This is a genomic window from Geminicoccaceae bacterium (genome assembly GCA_020638465.1).
Lineage (GTDB): Bacteria > Pseudomonadota > Alphaproteobacteria > Geminicoccales > Geminicoccaceae > JAGREO01.
In genome coordinates this window covers 1,541,701-1,557,072 of the sequence record JACKIM010000001.1, presented here as the reverse complement: position 1 = coordinate 1,557,072, position 15,372 = coordinate 1,541,701, and the positions used below count along the sequence as shown (strand labels likewise).

Sequence of the window (15,372 nt, the reverse complement as noted above, 5' to 3'; positions counted from 1 at the left end):
ATAATCATGGGTCTTGTCATCGGCGAGCCGAAATGCGTGGTACCGCAAGGCGACTGGTGTGGCGAAGCCGCAACGTGGTGTGATGAAGAAGGCACGGTCTACTGGACCGATATCAACCGCTTCCTCATTCATTGCCATGACATCCGTACCGGCCTGACCCGGTCCTGGCTGTTCGAGGAACCGGTAGTCGCCCTGTCTCTCACCACCGAAAGGGGCCGCTGGCTCGTGGCTCTGGGCTCCCGGCTGATCGACTGGTGGCCTGCCACCGACGAACGCCGCGACCATGGCTTCGCCCTCGACGATTATCCCGCCGCCCGCTTCAACGATGGGCGCAGCGATCCGTTCGGCACGTTCTGGATCGGCTCGATGGGCAACAACGTCGCGTCGGATGGCGAAGACCTGGACCTGGTCGACGGTCTCGGCCGGCTGTTCTCGATCCGCTCCGGCAACAGTCCCCGACAGTGGCGCGATGGCATCGGCATCACCAATACGCTGTGCTGGAGTGCCGATGGCCGGCGCTTCTACTGCGGGGACACCCTGCGCAACGAAATCCGCGCATACGATGTCGACCCGCAGACAGGAGCCATTGCCAACGAGCATTCGCATTTCTCCGGTTTCGACCGCGGCCTGCCGGATGGATCGGCCATCGATGCGGACGGCTATCTGTGGAACTGCCGCTACGGTGGCGGCTGCATCGTCCGCGTCGCTCCCGATGGCAGTGTCGATCAGGTCATCGACATACCCGTCCTCAACATCACCACCTGCACATTCGGCGGGCAAGACCTCTCCACGCTCTTCATCACCACCGCCAGCGCTCGCCGGGCACCCGGAGACCGCCTGGCGGGAAGCCTCTTCGCCATCGAGACCAACATTCGCGGCTGTGGAGAAAACCGCTTCAGCGTCTAACCGGCATCGACACCTGTTGCAGCAACCATTGCGCCAGCCCTTTCGCGCCGTCCTCGATCATGTCGGCCGCATGGGCATAATCGGCGCGACTGCCGCCCCATGGATCGGGAACATCCTCACCCGGCCAGCGTGGAGAATGTTCCATGAAGTGTCCAACAAGCATCGTCACGCCGGCAGGTCGGCGACGCTCAAGCAGATCCATGTGACGGCGGGTCATGCCGAGCATGACGTCGAAGATGGCAAAATCCTCGTCGCGCACCTGCCGGGCGGAATGATCGGGGACCCGATAACCGCGCCGTCGCGCCTCCTCCACCGAATAGCGGCTGGCAGGGTTGCCAGTCTCTTCCGCACTGGTTCCGGCACTCGCAACGTGCAGGTCGAGCCCACGGGCACGAACCATGTCCCGCAACATCCATTCCCCCATGGTCGAACGGCAGATATTGCCCGTGCAGACAACGAGAATTGCATGCTGATCCGACGCCATCGCCTTCCGCTTCCCGTTCACTTCATCCATGCGGCGACAGGGTGCAGGGGGCTTTTCGCGTGTCAAGCCCGTCACAAGGGCTTTTCACGATTACGTGCAGCCGATACCGTGAACGGGTGCAGGGGGAGGAGATGGACATGCGCGAAATCACCAGTGGATTGAGATTTCCCGAAGGCCCGGTGGCCATGCCCGATGGCAGCGTCGCCCTGGTCGAGATCGAACGACGGACAATCACCCGTGTCGGCAGGAATGGCGACACGTCGGTGATCGCCGAAACCGGCGGCGGGCCCAACGGGCTTGCGGTCGGTGCGGACGGTGCCTTCTACGTCACGAACAACGGCGGCTTCGAATTCCACAAGGATGAATCGGGAATACGACCGACCGTGGAAGCGATCGACTACTCCGGCGGCAGGCTTGAGCGCGTCGACGGCAAGACCGGTAGCGTTCGCGCACTGTACTCGGACATTGGCAATGGCCACAGTCTCAGAGGCCCCAACGATCTGGTGGTCGACCGGCAAGGAGGTATCTGGTTCACCGATCTGGGCAAGCGTCGCGCACGCAGCCTCGACTACGGCGCGATTTACTACGCCGCCGCGGACGGGTCCTCGATCACCGAAGTGATTCAGCCCTTCATCAGCGCCAACGGCATCGGCCTGTCGCCTGACGAAAAGGTGCTGTATGTGGCCGAGACGGAGGGCGGGCGCTTGTGGGCCTTCGACCTTGCCGGCCCCGGCAAGGTGAACAAGCACGCATGGCCGAGCCCGCATGGCGGACGACTGGTGTACACGGCCGGCCAATCCTACGAACGCTATGACAGCCTCGCGGTCGAGGCTTCCGGGAACATCTGCGTTGCGACGCTCATGAACGGCGGGATCAGCGTCATCTCGCCGGCCGGCGATCTGGTCGAGTTCGTCCCCATGCCTGACCATTACACCACCAACATCTGTTTTGGCGGTGCAGACATGCGCACGGCCTACATCACCCTGTCACAAAGTGGCAGGCTGGTTGCCATGGACTGGCGGCGACCGGGCCTCAAACTCAATTTCTCGGGTCTATGAACGACCCATGTCTTCATTGGGGCGGCTTCTCGCCGTCTACAGCCGAAGCGAGCTCGGGTATTCGGACATGGGCGTGAACAGGAAGCGGGTCGGGCATCTGCTGGAGCTTGTCCAGCGCTGAATTGTCGGCAACACGACCTCGGGGGAGAGAAACTTGCAGTTCGAGTTCATCGTCATCGGAGCGGGAATGGCAGGGGCTTCCGTCGCAGCGGAGCTCGCACGCAGCGGCAAGGTCGCGATCATCGAGCGCGAGAGTCGGCCGGGCTATCACACCACCGGCCGTTCGGCGGCCGTCTATCTCAAGTCCTACGGCAACGCCGTCATCAAGGCGATGACCAGCGCCAGCGAGGATTTCTACCACAACCCGCCGGAGGGTTTCAGCGAGGTGCCGCTGCTGCATCCGCGCGGGATGATCATGATCGCAAGGCAGGACCAGCTTTACCGGATCGATGAGGAACTCGAACTCGTCCGCCCCTTCGTCAGCGATGCCCGCGCCCTCACATCGGCGGAAATCCTCACGTCTGTACCTCAGCTCAAGGAGGATTATGTCACCGGCGGTTTCATCGACCCCCAGGCCGAGGACATGGATGTCGATGCCATCCTGCAGGGTTATCTGCGGCGGTTCCGCAAGCTGGGCGGTATGCTCTTCACCGACAGCGAAGTGCTTGCCATGAGCGCGGATGACGGCGGCTGGACCGTGGAAACCAGGACGGGTCGGATGCGGGCTCCCGTCGTCATCAACGCCGCCGGCGCCTGGGCCGATCCGGTGGCCGAAATGGCTGGATTGGGAGCACTCGGGATCACCCCCAAGCGACGCACGGCCTTCATCATCGATCCGCCACAGGGTGCGGACTGCAGCCGCTGGCCCGCCATCGCCGATATCGACGAGCAGTTCTACTTCCGCCCGGAGTCCGGCGGTCTGTTCTGTTCGCCGGCCGACGAGACGCCGTCGGAACCATGCGATGCGCAACCCGAGGAACTCGACATCGCCATTGCCGCCGACCGGATCATGAAAGCCCTTGATGTCGATATTCGCCATATCCGCAGAAGCTGGGCCGGGCTGCGCAGCTTTGCGAGCGACAAGAGCCCGGTCGTCGGCTTCGATCCCCGCGCCAGAGGCTTCTTCTGGCTCGCCGGCCAGGGCGGCTACGGCATCCAGACAGCACCGGCCATGGCGATCGTCGCCGCAGCATTGGCCTCGGGCGGCAACTCATCCCTGGTGAGCGGGGCCGTCGTCGAGGCCATGCGGCCCGAGCGCTTCATCGACTGAGGCTGCACTTCAAGAAATTCGACAGGCTGCGATCATCAATGGTCAGCCAGTGGTTGATAGACCAGGTGACATGGCCGCGACAAAAAGGCAAGCTCGGGGCGGGATGGGCACGACCGGTCAAGGTGACGGGGCGGCATGCCGAAACATTTCGCTTCTTTCCTTCGCAATTCAGCATCCTGGATGATCCTGTTCGCTTCTTTTTATATGGTAATTGCGCGAACAAATCGTAGGCGAACTTATTTTTTCTGAATTCGCTACAGAAAGCTGTCTTTTTTCCCTTTTCGCGCATGAACATTCGCTCGTCAGATGCATTTTGGGAAATAAAATAGTTCCAGCATTGAACAATCGACAACGATACTGAAGATTCCTCAAAAAAATTCATGCAACCCGCTCAATCCGGAGTACCGATCGGTCACAGTTTCGCATATTTTATATATGTTCTGGCAAAATTATGAGTTGCAAGTCTAATATCATACGTTGAATATGTTGGCATTGGATGATTGTCGAAATTCAATTTATGTTCAGGAATAGTTTCACCTTGCGGATCTTGTCCTACAAGGTGATATGAACTCATTAAATTAAATCTGAGGTTGATATTGCCATTTTGCGGTGTGATCTGGGTCGAGTGCAGGAGCGCATGAAAACGTGACGAGGCAAAACAACAGTCCTGTTGCGGGAATCGACAAAATGCACGACCGCCCCGTCATCGTGGCGCTGGGAGCGATCTCCGTCTTCGTCTCGATCGGTTTCGGGATCCTGTCTCCCGCCGTCCCGACCATGATGGCCGACCTTTCCTTGTCCCAGACGACCATTTCATTCCTGTATACGGGTGCGCTCACCCTCATCGCGCTGACCAGCCTTGTCACCGGTGCGCTGGTCGACAGGTTCGGTGTCCGACCGCTGATCAATGCCGGCCTCGGCATCTTCATCGTCAGCGGCATCCTCGCGGCATTGGCCGGCAATGCATATCTGCTGCTTTTCGGCAGGGCCATGCAGGCAGCCGGAAGTGCGGCCGGCCTTACGGCCGCACGGGTCGCGATCCGCATCATGTTCGATCGCCGCCGCTCCATGCGCATTCTCTCCTTCTACGCCTTCTGGATGATCGCCAGCGGCATTGTGGCCCCCGTGATGGGCGGATGGATCACTGAATTGTACAGCTGGCGCCTGATATTCGTGATCGAGGCCCTGCTCGCCTTGCCCTGCCTGATCATCCTCAACCGCCGGCACTTCCTGCCTTCCCGCGCGACGGCGTGGGTCATGCCCGACAACGACGCATGCCGCGTGCCCCTGAAGCAGCAGTTCAGCGTCCTGTTGATGCCGGCATTCGCGCTGGTGGTCATCCTTCATACGGCAAGTTCGACCCTGATCCTGGCAGAGGCGATCTGGACCCCGCAGTGGGCAAGCAACGTTCATCACCTGTCGCCGAGTGAAATCGGCATGTGGCGGGTGGTTCTTTCCACCTCGATGGCCATCGGCTGCATCATTCCGGCACGCTTTCCCATGCCCGGTCGTGACAGCCTGCTGGCGCTTCTGGCCATCGCCCTTTCGGTCGTCGCAGTCCCCGTCTTTCTCACCTCGGTGGAGCTTTTCAACCATCCGGCCGCCCTGTTCTTCCCGGCCGGCATCTTTGCCATGTCATGCGGCATCATCCTTGCCATCGCACCGAACTGGTGCATGTGGCTCGTGCCGGGGATGTCCGGCACGAGCGTCGGCGTGATGACTTGCACCGTCGGCCTGGTGTCGGCGGCGGCCATCCAGACCCTTGCAGTCATCATGGGTAACGATCCGATCCCGTTGCTCATGACGGCGGTGATCGTCTGCGCCGCGGTGGAACTTGCCGTGGGGGTTGCGCTGGTTCTTTCCGGGATGACATCATCGGACACCGCTGCCTCAGGCATTCCATCTGTCGCCGGAGACGGCAAATCGCGCCATGGAGTTGATTGTGGCGAACCACGACAACCCCTGTCATCAACGAAACGTGGCACCCGGGGGATTGCATCATGTCCATAATATTCAAAGAGAAGAAGCTCTTCCATGCCCCGCCCGACCTGCCCGACGACATACGTCGCCTCGGATGGCAGGATGTCCTGACACCCCTGATGAAATTCTCGCACGACCACCATCTGCTGTGGTGCGTCCCATGGCTCGCCAGGAAATTATCAGGGGATGCCCAAAGGGAGTGGATCGGCACGCACCGGCAACATGTGGCACTCCATATGCCCGCCCTGTTCAGCGCGTCGTTCAACGAGGTTCACCTGCGTCGCGGACACACCAAGCGGCTTGGCGAATTTTCCCTCGATCCGTACGATCGACCCATTATCCTCTACGAATATCGCCCGTGCCTGAACGAGGACCAGAGCTACTTCATCGCGACGATCAACCACCTCAGGTATCAGGGGACGGAACGCGAGTCGGAGCTGCCGTCGTTTTCCCCGCCGGCCGTCGATTTCACCGTCGACATGATGAAGAACCTGAAGATATTCCAATGGTCGTTCAGCCAGGACACGGGGATACTGGAAATCTCGGAAGACCAGGTCGCATTCCTCGGGCTTCCCGACGACCCGGACATCTTCAGCAATCCCCTTGTCCACATGGAGACCATCTTTGCCGAAGACCGCCAGGCCATCCAGCGAGCCAGCCATGCCGCAATGGATGAGGGCACGAAATATGACGTGACCTACAGGGTGTGGACGGGTCAGGGAGACCTTGCCCTCACGAGGACCATCTGCCACCAGATCGACTTCCCGAGGACGCATCGGGCCAAGCTGCATGGCTCCACCATCGTCATGCCGAAAATCGCCAAGGAGATCGAACGCAGCTTCATCGATCCCCTCACCGGCCTTCTCAATCGCCACATCTTCGACCGCGACCTCGATGCATGCCAGGCACAGCTACAGGCGCACGCATCGTTCGAGTACACCCTCGGCATCATCGATGTCGACAATTTCAAGAAAGTCAACGACCACCTCGGGCACGCCGTGGGAGATCGCTATCTGCAGGCCCTAGGCAAGCTGATCACCAGCATGACATCGGATGACATCAAGGGCTACCGCCTGGGAGGCGATGAATTCTGCCTGATCTTTTCGGGTTTCGAACTCAACACATCACGACTGCAACGGATGGCGCGCGAACTCCAGACAGGCGCGGAGGCCATGTTCCGCAATCTGTTTGCCAATGTTTTCGGGAATACCCGGATGGGTATTTCCATCGGCCTGGCCCAGGGCTCGCGTACCGATCCGACGGCGATTTCCTGCTACGAGCGAGCCGACAAGAATCTCTATACCAACAAGCGCCACCGCAAGTTGGTGCGAAAGAGCCCGGGAGTGGCTCGATCGGCCATTCCGGCACTGGTCGACCTGCAACCTCATCAATTATAAATCTCCCGACGAAGATCTTCCGATGCAGTCCGGCACAAGGATATTGAGAGCGGTCATCATCAAAGGCGAGGCATTTCAAAGAGTACGTGACAGTATAATTTAAAAATTGCACAGTATCATGCGTAAGGACAACGTCCGGTCAAAATGCCGACATGGAGGCTTCCATGAATAACGGAATTTCTTTGTCCAATACAATGCTCATGGCAATACTGGCATCCGTCACAGCAGCATTGCCCGCCTTTGCCGAAACGTTCCCCCTGCCACGATCGACTGCGGTTTTCGGGCAGGACCCTGTGGAGTTCGTCGCTCCCACGGATATTCTCCACATCGGCAGCCTGCCGGAATACCGCGAACCCGCATGGGTTACCGAGCGATACGTGAAGACCGGACTTCTTCCCCCCGTATCGGAGCGCCTGCCGAAGGAACCGCTGATCTACAACAGCCGCAACATGTATGATGGTATCGGTGTCTATGGCGGCACGCTGCGCCACGTGACGGGCGGGCGTCCTCAGGGCTGGAACAAGCCGGCCGGACAGCATCTGGGGTTTGGCGGCACCGAAATGAACTTCTGGGAGTGCCTGACCGCAACCGGACCGCTCTACCAGGTCAAGGGGGAAAACCTCGAACCCCTGCCCAATCTCGCCAGGAGCTGGCAGTGGTCCGATGACGGCCATGAACTGACGATGCAACTGATCGAGGGAATCAAATGGTCCGATGGCGATCCTTTCGACAGCGAGGACGTGCTCTTCCTCTGGGAGGATCATATCCTCGACCCCAATATCGCCAGCGAGATTTCCGGCACCACCGATCCCAAGACGTTCGGAATCGATACGAAGCTCGAAGCGACGGGTGCCTACGAGATAAAATGGACATTCAGGGAAACCCGCCCGACACGCGTCCTGTTCGCGATGGCCTACCCGACATTCTGCCCCGGGCCGAGCCATGTGATGAAGTCGAAACATCCCCGGTACAACAAGGACATGACCTATGAAAGTTATCAAGGGGCCTTTCCTGTCGACATGATGAACTTTCCCGTTCTGGGAAGTCACGTTGCGGTCGATTATACCCCGGATGAATTTCTGATCGCCCGGAGGAACCCGTATTACTGGAAAGTCGACGAAACGGGACAACAGCTACCGTATATGGACGAAGTCCACTATCGGTTCTCGACATGGACCGACCGTACCGAAAGGGCGGTCAACGGCACGGCCGATTGGTCCAATCTTGAGAACCTTCCCCTGTTCGCCGAAGCGATAGAGCAAAGCACGCGGCCGGATTCACCCGCACGGATCAATTTCGGACCACGGACCATCGGCTATTTCATTGGTTTCAACTATGCCGGAAACGACTGGGGTCATCCCGACCGGCGGGCCAGGGCCATACGCAAGCTCAATCGAATTCTCGAATTCCGGCTGGCCGTCACCCATGCGATCGATAGAGAGAGGCTGAACAAGGCAATCAGCTTCGCGAATCTCGCGGCCATCTATCCCGGCGGCATATATGTCGATTCGATCTTCGGGGACGCGGATTCGACCGTCTACTATCCCTACTCACCCGAACTGGCGAAGGAGAATTTCGCCAAGGCGGGGCTCTTTGACACGGACGGTGATGGATATCTCAACTATCCCGCCGAATTCGACATTCCGGGAAATGTCGAGATCAATGTCACCTGCAACACACCGCGCGCCATGGAACCGGTACTGGCCGGGCTCGTCATCGGCATGCTCGACGAAGTCGGCCTGAAACTCCATGATGCCTGCGTCGATGGACCGGCTGGCGAACTGGAATTCGCCGGCAAGTTCGAGTGGTCCATCTATCGCGGCGAACGCGATTTCATCACCTTCATCCAGGATACGCGGCGCCTGGCGCCCATCGGCCCACGCACTCACCTGTGGCATCAGGCAGGCTCCGATGGTACGCTCGATCTCCTGCCCTTCGAAAATGACCTTGTCAGCATCATCCGGCAATTCTACGAAATCGATACGTTTGCCGAGGCCACCAGACTGGCCAGTCTCTATCAGAAGATCTTCACCGAAAATGTGTATCAGGTGGGGCTCACCGTCTATCCGGGCGGTCTCATCGTCAACAAGCGACTGCGAAACATCCAGCCAGGAACGCCGGTCTACGCCTTTCAATGGGCGGAAAAGGCAGCACTCCGCGAAAGGCTCTTTGTTCCCGCCGAGCAGCAGGTCAAGGAGTACGAACGATTTCCCGGAATGCTTCCCGGATCGATTGGCATGTCGGCCGGACGCAAGTGAACGTCATGATATACCCTTGTTATAGTGCCTCGCATCGGGCACAAGACGACGCTGCGTCATGGTCGGAGTGCGGATATCGTCACTCCCTTCCGGTTGCCCTGCGCGACCCGTCGGGCTCGTCGACAATACGCGGTCGCTCCAGCCCAATTCACACAATACCCTAGATGATGAACAGTCCGAACGACGATTTCTGGCCATTCTTCAGGAATGCGGAATTCAGCGAAGAATTTGCCGTAAAATTTCTCAGGATTGCAAGAACCCGTCCCGAATCGGCCATCATTTTCAAGAGCAGCGTGATCACCGTCATTGCTGCGATCATGGTTTTTATCGTTTGCCTGATACTGCTTTCCGGAACCTATCAAGCCTATCAAAATTCGAAAGAAATACATGACGTATTTTATGAAGAAAACATGGCCCTCAACAATCTGGGGAAAACAGTCGGATTCTTCATCACGACGAATGACAGCAGAAACTTTTCTCAGCATGACATCGAATCGATCTTCCGCGATCTGAAGATCGACTACGAGAAATTTCTCGAAGTTCATGCCCGTTTCGTCAGCCTTCCCGATAGTCTCGGAGTATTCGAATACCTTTCCGAATATACATCGCCGTGGCAGGACATACGACGCGAGAAGGCCGCCATCGTCGATGAAATCGGGATAATCATCGAAAGCGTCAGAAAATTCATCGAACTTGGCGACGGAGAATTTCAAAGAAGTTTTCACGGCGATGCACTCACCATATATTTTTTATTTGTAAGCTCAAAGCTTCAAGAATATACTCAAGAAATTATTTATTATCATAAGAATTTTTTTCGAACGATATTTCATATGAATATTGTATTTATCGGATTGTCTTTGTTGATAATATTAATTACGATTTACTATGTCATGAGACCTATTCGAATGAAGATTCTAAAATACCACGAAATTGCATTCAACGAGAGCATTCTTCTCGCCCAGAAAGCAATGATAGACGGATTGACCAAACTGGGAAACCGTGACTGTCTGCTCGCCATCCTCGCCCATACGTTCAACAACAATGGCCCGAACAGGGTCGGCTGGGCCGTTCTCGCCGACCTCGATTACTTCAAGCCGATCAACGATAATTTTGGCCACCGGGCTGGAGACGAGGCGCTTCGCGTCACCAGCAGGCGTTTGTCGGAATTCGCGGAAATTGGCGGCATCGCCTTCCGCATCGGGGGCGATGAGTTCATGATCGTGTTTCCCGAAAGCGTCACGCGAAAGCAACTGGACGAGACAATTGCATCGATCCTCAAACAGTTCGAGGAGCCCATCCATTGGTCGGACAGTTTCTTTGAAGTCAACCTGAGCATGGGCGTTGTGAGAGTCACATCGGAATATGACAGTTTCGATACCGTATTCGCGGCGGCCGATCGTGCGCTCCGGGACGCGAAAAGGCACACGGGATTGCGGTGGCAGCATTTTTCGGAAACTTCGGACCTGACAGCCATCGGCATCGACCAGGAGGAACGGCAACTGACCCGGCTGCTCGATAGCGGCCATCTGCGCGCCTACTACCAGCCCATCGTCAATCTGCGCACTGGCCAGATCGTCATGTTCGAATCGCTGGTGAGGATCACCACGGGACGTGGCGATCCGCTATTGCCCGAACGCTGGCTCGAAGAGGCGATGCGACTCGGCTTCAGCGCGCGAATCACCTGGGAGATGCTCAACCAGGTGCAAAAGGACCATCTGCGTCTGGAGAATCTCCTGGGTCGCAAGATCGACATCACTATCAATATCGAAGAGTCGATGTTCTTCGATTCGCGACTGCATGAAAGAATTGGCCTTATCAATGCGGATCCGAACAACAACTGGCTGATCCTTGAAGTTCCGGAGAATGTCGCCCTTGATCGTTCAGCATCAGGTGTCGCCCTTCGCCTGGCCGAACTTCGCCGCACCAATACCCGCATCTTCCTCGACGATTTCGGGGCTGGCCTTGCCTACCTCTCGCACCTGAAGGGAAATCAGTTCGATGCCATCAAGATCGACAAGTCGATGGTCGACAAGATATCAGAAAGCAATGAGAATATCGCAATCGTACGTCATCTGATCAGCATGGCGAGAGAGCTGGAAATGGATACCATATGCGAAGGCATCGAACGGTCAAGGGACCTCAACTGCCTGCTCAACATGGGATGCGATTTCGGACAGGGATTCTACTTCGGCGAGGCGATGGATATCGAATACTGGAGTTCAGCATTCAGCAACTATCCACAAGACCTGAGCGTCGCCCGCAGATAATATCAATGCCACGAAAATTGCCATTCGCCCATATCCTGTCACCGGTCACTTTCAGGAGGCGGTGACGGTCTCCAGAATCACGGGTGCGGGCGGGAGCAAGCCCTCCTTGACCCGAGTTTGCGGTGAATGGGCATGTTTGGTGTGATTTTTCGGCGATCTTCGGTAACCGGTGCAAAAGTCCGGGCGGACTGGATTTTTGAGGCTTGATCTGCGCGCATGGAATAAGAATATGTTCTCGATTCCCAAGAGCGATGGGACGTGATTCAAGTTTGTTATGTCCAAGCCCAATGCCACCAACCTCGCCACACTCGGCCTTGATGATCTCCGCGATTTGGTTGCGGCGCTGCTGGAGCGCGTCGCTTTGCTGGAGGCGGAGAATGCAGCATTGCGGGATGAGATTGCCCGGCTCAAGGGGCTGAAAGGGCGGCCGAAGATCAAACCGTCGGGGATGGCAGCGAAGGCCGGAACATCGACGGCCACAGGCAAGCGAGGCGGCAAGGGCAAGCGGGGTGGTTCGTCGAAGGCCAGCCGGCGGGTTCCTGTGGTGAGCGAGGAGCAGAAGCTCGGGGTTGAGGCGCCGCCCGGCTCGCGGTTCAAGGGGTATGAGGATTTTGTCGTGCAGGATCTGCGGCTGGAGAGCCGGGTGATCCGCTATCGCCGGGAGCGCTGGATGACGCCGGACGGGCGAACGGTGACAGCGCCGTTGCCCCAGGGCTTGTGCGGGCATTTCGGGCCTGAACTGGTGCGGTTCATCATTCTGCAGCACGTCCAGGGCCAGGTCACGACGGAACGCTTGACGGCGATGCTGAACGAGATCGGCATCGTCATTTCCAAGTGCCAGGTCATCCGGCTGTTGAACAATGATCCAGGCGATTTGCATGACGAGGCCACGGAGCTGTTCCGCGCCGGTCTCGAGAGCGCGAAATGGATCACCGTCGATGACACCGGCGCCCGGCATGGCGCCAAAAACGGCTTCACCACCCAGATCGGCGATGACCGCTTCACCCACTTCGCGACGACGTTTTCCAAGAGCCGGGTGAATTTTCTCGAACTGCTGCGCGCCGGTCATGGCGGTTATGTCCTCAATGACGACGCCTTCAGCTACATGCGCAAACATGCGCTGGCGGGCTCCGTGATCGCCCGGCTGGAGGCGCATGACACCAGGACATTCGCCGATCGCGGCGCCTTCTCGGCCCATCTGGGCGAACTCGGTATCGATCAACTCGATGTTCACCCCGACCCGGTCAAAATCGCCACCGAGGCCGCACTGTGGGGCAGCATCCACCACCACGGTCTGCTGAACGATACCGTCATCGTCTCCGATGGCGCCGGACAGTTCCGCGTCGGCCAACATGCACTCTGTTGGGTTCATGCCGAGCGCCTGATCCACAAGCTCGTCGGCTTCAATGAAAGCCAAAGACGTGCCATCGATCTCCTCCGCCAGCTCGTCTGGTGGTTCTACGCCGATCTCAAGGCTTACAAACAAGCCCCGCAAAGGTCGCGAGCTGCCCAGCTCCGTGCCCGCTTCGACCGCATCTTCAAGCGCAAGACCGGTTTCGCCACCCTCGATCGCCTGCTCGCACGCCTGCATGCCCGCAAACCGGAACTCCTCCTGGTCCTCGACCGACCCGAAATCCCCCTGCACACCAACGGCTCGGAAAACGACATCCGCTGCCACGTCACCAAACGCAAGATCTCCGGCGGCACCTGGTCCGATGCCGGCCGTCAGGCACGCGATACCCTGCTCGGCTGCATGAAAACCTGCCAGAAACTCGACGTCTCCTTCTTCCAGCTCCTCGGCCACCGACTCGCCGTACCATACACGACAGAAATCCCACCACTCGCCCAGCTCGTCACCGCCGCCAAGGTCTGATCGCCCGGACTTTTGCACCGGTTACGATCTTCGTCAGCAAGCTGTTGAAAATGTTGAATTTGGTTTTCGTCGGTGGTGGATTTTCGTCGAAAAACATGTGGGCACACGAATTGACGTTTTCTGGCTTTTCGGGACGTTCAAGCATGCTATTGTCGTGGGCATGTACTTGCGAACGACCAGGCGGCGGAACAAGGATGGCAGCGAGGTGCGCTACTTCGCACTCGCCGAGAACAGCCGCCATCCTGAAAAAGGCCATGTCGAGGCCCGGGTGGTGCATAGCTTCGGCCGGGCCGACAAGCTGGACCGGGCGGTGCTCAAGCGGCTGGTGGCCAGCATCCGCCGGGTTCTGGTGGAGGAGAGCGGCGGGCCGGCGGTCGAGGGCCGCAGCGCTGACGGGATCGAGATCGAGGCGGTTTTCGAGCTCGGTGTTGTCCATGTGGTCAAGGCGCTGTGGGAGCAGTTGGGCATTGGTGCGGCGATCACCTCCAGGATCGCCACCCAAAAACTGAAAGCGCCGCATCTGGCGGCGTTGCTGGCGATGGTTGTACAGCGTCTGGCACGGCCGGGTTCGAAGCTCGCCTGTCATGAGGATTTTCTGGAGCGGGTATGGCTGCCGGAGGCCAAGGATCTCGCCTTGGGGCAGCTTTACCGGGCCCTCGACCTTCTTGCCGAGCATGGCGACGCCATCGAACGCGAGGTGTTCTGGAACAGTGTCGATCTGTTCAAGCTGGATGTGGATCTGGTCTTTTATGATGCCACCACCGCCTGGTTCGAGACCGATGAGGAGGATGTTGCCCGTCACGAGTGGCGCGGGCTGCAGTTCGAGCCGCTTCGAAAGCGTGGTCATTCCAAGGAGGGCCGGGACAATGACCCGCAGATTGTGATTGCTCTTGCCGTCACCCGCGAAGGCGTGCCGGTCCGCTCGTGGATATTCCCGGGCAATACGCCTGATGTCACCACCGTGCAGAAGGTCAAGGACGATCTGCGCGAGATGCGCCTGGGGCGGACGCTGTTCGTCGGCGATGCCGGGATGTACTCCAAAGCCAATCTCGAAGAGCTTTCCAAGGGTGCTGGCAAATACATTCTCGCCACGCCCATCCGCCGGGTGAAGGAAGTCAAGGACGAGGTTCTTTCCCATCCAGGCCGCTATGCCGAAATCGCGCCGAATTTGCGCGCCAAGGAGGTCATCGCCGGAGATGGCGAAAGGCGGCGGCGCTATATCCTTTGTCTGAACGAGGAAGAAGCCAACCGGCAGAAATGGCATCGTGCCGAAATTCTGGAGACGCTGAAGGCCGAACTGGCGGCGCTCAAAAAGGACCATCCCAAGCGGGCCTGCCAGCTGCTGGCTTCCAAACGCCATGGCCCCTGGCTCAGCCAGGACGAAGCAGGCCGCCCCTGTCTCGATCAGGCGAAAATCAAGCGCGCCGAGCATCTCGACGGCAAGTTCGTGCTCACCACCAATGACGACACGCTCTCGGTCGCCGATATCGCGCTCGGCTACAAGGGCATGTGGATCATGGAGAGCTGCTTTCGCCGGATGAAGACCACCGGTCTCGAAGTCCGCCCGATGTTCCACTGGATGCCGCACCGCATCACAGCCCACGTCAAACTCTGCGTCCTCGCACTGATGATCCAGCGCGCCGCCGAAATCGCCACGGACATGACATGGCGACAGATCCAGGTGGCGCTCGAACCCGTCAAGGCCGTCCGCTACACCGCCGAGGGCCAATCCATTGTTCAGGCCAGCAAAATCCGCCCGGAAACTCGCGATATCCTGAAAAAACTCGATATATCAACCCCCAAGACGATCCTCGACGTCAGCTGACCCCACCCGCACCGCCAATTCCTGTAGGCACACGCCGAATCCCACCCTCCTGCA

12 protein-coding genes are annotated in these 15,372 nt (G+C 58.4%); 10 read left to right on the top strand and 2 right to left on the bottom strand.

Features of this window, described 5'->3' with window-relative positions; genetic code table 11:
• The first annotated feature begins 6 nt into the window (after window positions 1-6).
• Complete coding sequence (locus H6851_07380) at window positions 7-906, top strand: SMP-30/gluconolactonase/LRE family protein (GenBank protein ID MCB9943427.1); 900 nt, start codon at window positions 7-9, stop codon at window positions 904-906.
• Here the strand turns inward: H6851_07380 and H6851_07375 are convergent.
• Window positions 896-1,390: a low molecular weight phosphotyrosine protein phosphatase gene (locus H6851_07375; GenBank protein ID MCB9943426.1), complete on the bottom strand. Its 495-nt coding sequence runs from the start codon at window positions 1,388-1,390 to the stop codon at window positions 896-898. The two genes, H6851_07380 and H6851_07375, sit on opposite strands and share 11 nt — an antisense overlap.
• Window positions 1,391-1,521: 131 nt before the next feature.
• On the opposite strand from H6851_07375, the gene H6851_07370 reads away from it, so the two are divergent.
• From H6851_07370 to H6851_07360, 3 genes are all read left to right on the top strand, one after another.
• Complete coding sequence (locus H6851_07370; protein MCB9943425.1) at window positions 1,522-2,448, top strand: SMP-30/gluconolactonase/LRE family protein; 927 nt, start codon at window positions 1,522-1,524, stop codon at window positions 2,446-2,448.
• A 7-nt stretch (window positions 2,449-2,455) separates the two neighbouring features.
• Window positions 2,456-2,569, top strand: a complete 114-nt coding sequence (locus H6851_07365) for a DUF1499 domain-containing protein (protein MCB9943424.1) — start codon at window positions 2,456-2,458, stop codon at window positions 2,567-2,569.
• A 66-nt stretch (window positions 2,570-2,635) separates the two neighbouring features.
• Window positions 2,636-3,718: an FAD-binding oxidoreductase gene (locus H6851_07360; protein MCB9943423.1), complete on the top strand. Its 1,083-nt coding sequence runs from the start codon at window positions 2,636-2,638 to the stop codon at window positions 3,716-3,718.
• Here H6851_07360 and H6851_07355 read toward each other — a convergent pair.
• A complete protein-coding gene (locus H6851_07355) occupies window positions 3,708-4,100 on the bottom strand; it encodes a hypothetical protein (protein MCB9943422.1) in 393 nt (130 codons plus the stop codon). The two genes, H6851_07360 and H6851_07355, sit on opposite strands and share 11 nt — an antisense overlap.
• Before the next feature lie 305 nt (window positions 4,101-4,405).
• On the opposite strand from H6851_07355, the gene H6851_07350 reads away from it, so the two are divergent.
• From H6851_07350 to H6851_07325, 6 genes are all read left to right on the top strand, one after another.
• Complete coding sequence (locus H6851_07350; protein MCB9943421.1) at window positions 4,406-5,728, top strand: MFS transporter; 1,323 nt, start codon at window positions 4,406-4,408, stop codon at window positions 5,726-5,728.
• On the top strand, window positions 5,719-7,095 hold the full coding sequence (locus H6851_07345) for a GGDEF domain-containing protein (GenBank protein MCB9943420.1): 1,377 nt from the start codon (window positions 5,719-5,721) through the stop codon (window positions 7,093-7,095). The genes H6851_07350 and H6851_07345 overlap by 10 nt, the downstream gene beginning before the upstream one ends.
• A 152-nt stretch (window positions 7,096-7,247) precedes the next feature.
• Window positions 7,248-9,353, top strand: coding sequence for an ABC transporter substrate-binding protein (locus H6851_07340; protein MCB9943419.1), 2,106 nt, complete (start codon window positions 7,248-7,250; stop codon window positions 9,351-9,353).
• Window positions 9,354-9,517: 164 nt separating this feature from the next.
• Entirely contained in the window at window positions 9,518-11,620 is a 2,103-nt protein-coding gene (locus tag H6851_07335; GenBank protein ID MCB9943418.1) for a bifunctional diguanylate cyclase/phosphodiesterase, read from the top strand.
• Between the two features lie 274 nt (window positions 11,621-11,894).
• Window positions 11,895-13,493, top strand: coding sequence for a transposase (locus tag H6851_07330; GenBank protein ID MCB9943417.1), 1,599 nt, complete (start codon window positions 11,895-11,897; stop codon window positions 13,491-13,493).
• Window positions 13,494-13,653: 160 nt separating this feature from the next.
• Window positions 13,654-15,318: an IS1634 family transposase gene (locus H6851_07325; protein ID MCB9943416.1), complete on the top strand. Its 1,665-nt coding sequence runs from the start codon at window positions 13,654-13,656 to the stop codon at window positions 15,316-15,318.
• Window positions 15,319-15,372 lie beyond the last annotated feature (54 nt).